Annotated in this window: 4 protein-coding genes; 1 reads left to right on the top strand and 3 read right to left on the bottom strand. The window is 70.4% G+C overall.

From position 1 onward, the window contains the following. Positions 1–260: 260 nt before the first annotated feature. Positions 261–1,238 carry a WD40 repeat domain-containing protein gene (locus tag ACTWQJ_RS48975; protein WP_443312823.1) on the bottom strand — a complete coding sequence of 326 codons (978 nt, stop codon included), beginning with the start codon at positions 1,236–1,238 and terminating at the stop codon, positions 261–263. Positions 1,239–1,325: 87 nt separating this feature from the next. On the opposite strand from ACTWQJ_RS48975, the gene ACTWQJ_RS48980 reads away from it, so the two are divergent. Then, positions 1,326–2,000: a GDSL-type esterase/lipase family protein gene (locus tag ACTWQJ_RS48980; protein WP_443312824.1), complete on the top strand. Its 675-nt coding sequence runs from the start codon at positions 1,326–1,328 to the stop codon at positions 1,998–2,000. Here ACTWQJ_RS48980 and ACTWQJ_RS48985 read toward each other — a convergent pair. Together ACTWQJ_RS48985 and ACTWQJ_RS48990 are read right to left on the bottom strand one after the other, a co-directional pair. Further along, entirely contained in the window at positions 1,964–2,740 is a 777-nt protein-coding gene (locus ACTWQJ_RS48985) for an aminoglycoside adenylyltransferase family protein (protein WP_443312825.1), read from the bottom strand. The two genes, ACTWQJ_RS48980 and ACTWQJ_RS48985, sit on opposite strands and share 37 nt — an antisense overlap. A gap of 23 nt (positions 2,741–2,763) precedes the next feature. Further along, positions 2,764–3,266 (bottom strand): LysR family substrate-binding domain-containing protein (locus ACTWQJ_RS48990; RefSeq protein ID WP_443312826.1); only part of this gene is annotated, 503 nt, incomplete at its 5' end.

Here is a 3,266-nt window from a genome sequence, read left to right on the forward strand (position 1 = left end):
AAGTGGACCAAGACCGCCGACGAGATCCTCAAATCCCTCGCCGACTACCTCACCAAGATCGCTACACCGGCCACCAAAAACCAGCATGAGACTTAAGCCCAGGATTTCAGGCGCATCACACTAGTGCCCCGGCAGGCAACGTTCGCCCCGTCGCGACGCCCGGCACGCTCCCCCACTGCCTTAACGGCGTGGGAGGTGCCCCCACTCGCCGCACCGGACGCCGCTCCTTGACGGGCAAACGTTGCCTGCCGGGGCACTAGCTAACTCTTGCGCCGCAGCACCCGGAAGCCGAGCAGGACGGCGCAGGCGACGGCCACCGCGAGCGCCCCGGTCCGGGCCGAGAAGCCCCCGCCCTCATCCCCGCCACCAGCGCTCGAACTTCCCTTGTCGGAGGGCGACTTGGACTCCGAGGACGCCCCGGGCACATCCTCCGGTTCCACCGAACTCCCCTCCCCCTCACTGCCGTACATGAGTTTCGTCCCGTCGGCGGAGTAGGTGACGGACTCCCCCTGCCCCAGGAACGGCACGCTGAGCCGCCCGGTCCGCTTGATCTGCCCGCCGTTCCAGTCGTACGCGATACCGCCGAAGTAGCTGCGTACGGCGAGCTGCTCACCGTCCGGGGACAGCGCGGCGTCGGTGGCCTCCAGTTCGGGAACGGCGGCGATGGGCTTGAAGACGTTCGTTCCGGAGGAGGACAGCTTCGCCGGCCCCTCGTACAGGTGCCCGCCCTCCTCCTTCTTGTCGATGATGTAGACCCGCCCGGTCTTCGGATGCACGATGAGCGACTCGGCGTCGCGGGCGCCGTCGGAGTACCTCACGACGTACTGCGTGGCCCGCACGGTCCGGTCCCGGAGCTCCTTGGGCTCGGGCAGCTGGTAGATCCAGACGTGGTCCCAGGTGCCACCGAGGTTGTCGCCGATGTCGCCGACGTAGATCTGGTTGCCGGGGCCGATGGAGACGGCCTCGACGTCACGGGGCGTGCCGACGCCGGTCAGGGTGAGGGTGGCGACGGTCTCGCCGGTCGAGCTGTCCACGGCGTACAGGTAGGCACCGTCGTCGCTGTCGTTGTGGGTCCAGTAGATGCCGGGGTGCTGACGCGAGGCGGCGAGCCCGCTGGACTCGGTGATACGCGGGTCCTTGATCGTGAACCCCTCGTCCCCGTCGGCGGCGGAGGCGGACGGCACGGCGAGCGCGCCCGTGAACAGGGCCGCGGCGAGGAGGGCGAGCGATCGGCGCATGCCCCAAGCCTGCCACCCCGCACGCCAGTTCCGGGGCGTGGCAGGCCTCACACTCCGCCCGCCCCGCCGATCGTCCATCATGAGCGGATGCTCAGGTTCATGCCCGTAGGCGACTCCATGACCATCGGCAGCTCGGGCGAACACACCTGGCGCTACCGTATGTGGCGCCACCTGTGCGCCACATACGGCGGCCCGTTCACCCTCGTCGGCCCGCGCGAGACGCTGTACGACAAGGCCGCCGACGCCCCCACCTCGTACGCCTACGCCGAACCGGACTTCCCCCGCTCCCACCTGGCCGGCTGGGGCGAGGGCTGGCTGCACATGGCCCCCCTGATCGGCGACGCGATACGCGCAAGCCGCGCGGACGTCCTCCTGGTCTCCCTCGGCCTGATCGACCTGGGCTTCTACACGAACGCGGAGCAGACGGCGGACAACGTCCGCGCCTTCGTCACCGGGGCGCGGACGGGCAACGCACGCGTGCGGATGGTCGTCCTGCCGGTGATCCCGAACGTCCGGGCGATGTCGGACGCCCCCTTCGCCGCGCAGGTGACGTCCTTCAACGAACTCCTCGCGAAGACGGTGGCCGACCTGGACGAGCCCCGCTCACCGCTGCTGCTGGCCTCGACACCGCCGTCGTACGACATCCACACGGACACGTACGACGGCACCCACCCCAACGCGAACGGCGAACACAAGATCGCGGCGGCGTTCGCGGACGCGATGTATCAGGGCTGGGACCTGGGCGGGCCGTACGAAGGCTGATCCGCGAGGATGCGAATTTCTTGGACCATGGCGTCGGCGCAGCCCCGCACGCCCTCCGGCGACGGCGCCTCCCGCTGAACCCCGAGATACTCGTCCCGCGCCCATGCCAGCGCCGGGCGCTGCTCGACCGGCAGCCGGCGAAGCACCCAGTCGGCGGCGGCGTCCTTGGAGCGGATGGCTCCGGTGGCGAGGGTGGTCCAGACGCGGGCGAGCGTGAGCAGGACGTTGCGCGTGTCGGAATCCAGCTCGTCCATGAGCTGCGGCACGCCGACGACGATGGCGCGGGTGAGGTCGGCGTGCGGGACGGGGTCGAGGAGGGCGGCGGGCGGCGGGCCGTACAGGGGGGCGTTGCCCTGCAGGACCATGGTGAGGAGCGGGGCGAGGTCGGGCATGGGCCCGGGGTCCGGGACGAGGCCGCGTTCGTAGTCGTCCCGCAGCCATTCGCCGTACTGGAACTCGCAGTTGGGCGGGTACCACCAGGGGCGGACCTCGTCCTGTACGACGACGGTCAGCTCGAGGGGTCGCTGTCCCTCGCCGCCGGAGACCCGGAGCAACTCCTCGACGAGCGACCGGCGTTGGTCGTGGGTCGTCGGGTGGCGTACGACGACCAGGACGTCGATGTCGCTGTGGGGGCGGAGTCCGCCGAGGGCGGCGGAGCCGTGGAGGTGGACGCCGAGGACGTCATCACCGAGGACGTGGCGGACGAGTCGTACGAGAGGGTCGGCGTTCTCGACTGGCATGTGCGGCTCTCTCTGTGTCCTGGTCACCGGGGTCTGCTGTCCAGGCAGCAGCGGACGAAGTCCTGAACGACGGGGTTGGTGTCGTCGGCGGGGGACCAGGCGACGGCGACCTGACTGGGGCTGACACCGATGACAGGGCGGTAGGCGATGCCGGGGCGGGCGTAGTAGCGGGCGGCGGATTCGGGGGCGAGGGCGATGCCGTAGCCGTTGGCGATCGCACTGAGCCATTCGTCGGGCTGGTCGGTAACGGCGCCGATGCGGACCGGGTGGCCTTCGCGTTCGTCCGTTGCCAGCCAATAGTCCCGCCAGCGGCCCGACTCGGGCGGCGCTGCCACGAACGGCTCGTCCCACAGGTCCCGGAAGGGAATCGCGTCGCGCGCGGTGAAGCGGTGCGCCGTGGGCAGCACGACACACCGAGGCTCGGTGAACAGCACCGCCACCCGTACCGCGTCCTGGCCGGGGAAAGGCAGCCGCACCAAGGCGGCGTCGACGTCCCCGTCGGCAAGTCCGGCGGACGGGTTCGACC

The organism is Streptomyces sp. KR55, from assembly GCF_052245645.1.
Classification (GTDB): Bacteria; Actinomycetota; Actinomycetes; order Streptomycetales; family Streptomycetaceae; genus Streptomyces; species Streptomyces flavusporus.

What these genes read in the sequence shown, in the direction of transcription:
- ACTWQJ_RS48985 (WP_443312825.1), bottom strand. Translation starts at nt 2,740, where the DNA reads ATGCCAGTCGAGAACGCCGACCCTCTCGTACGACTCGTCCGCCACGTC.
- ACTWQJ_RS48980 (WP_443312824.1), top strand. Translation starts at nt 1,326, where the DNA reads ATGCTCAGGTTCATGCCCGTAGGCGACTCCATGACCATCGGCAGCTCG.
- ACTWQJ_RS48975 (WP_443312823.1), bottom strand. Translation starts at nt 1,238, where the DNA reads ATGCGCCGATCGCTCGCCCTCCTCGCCGCGGCCCTGTTCACGGGCGCG.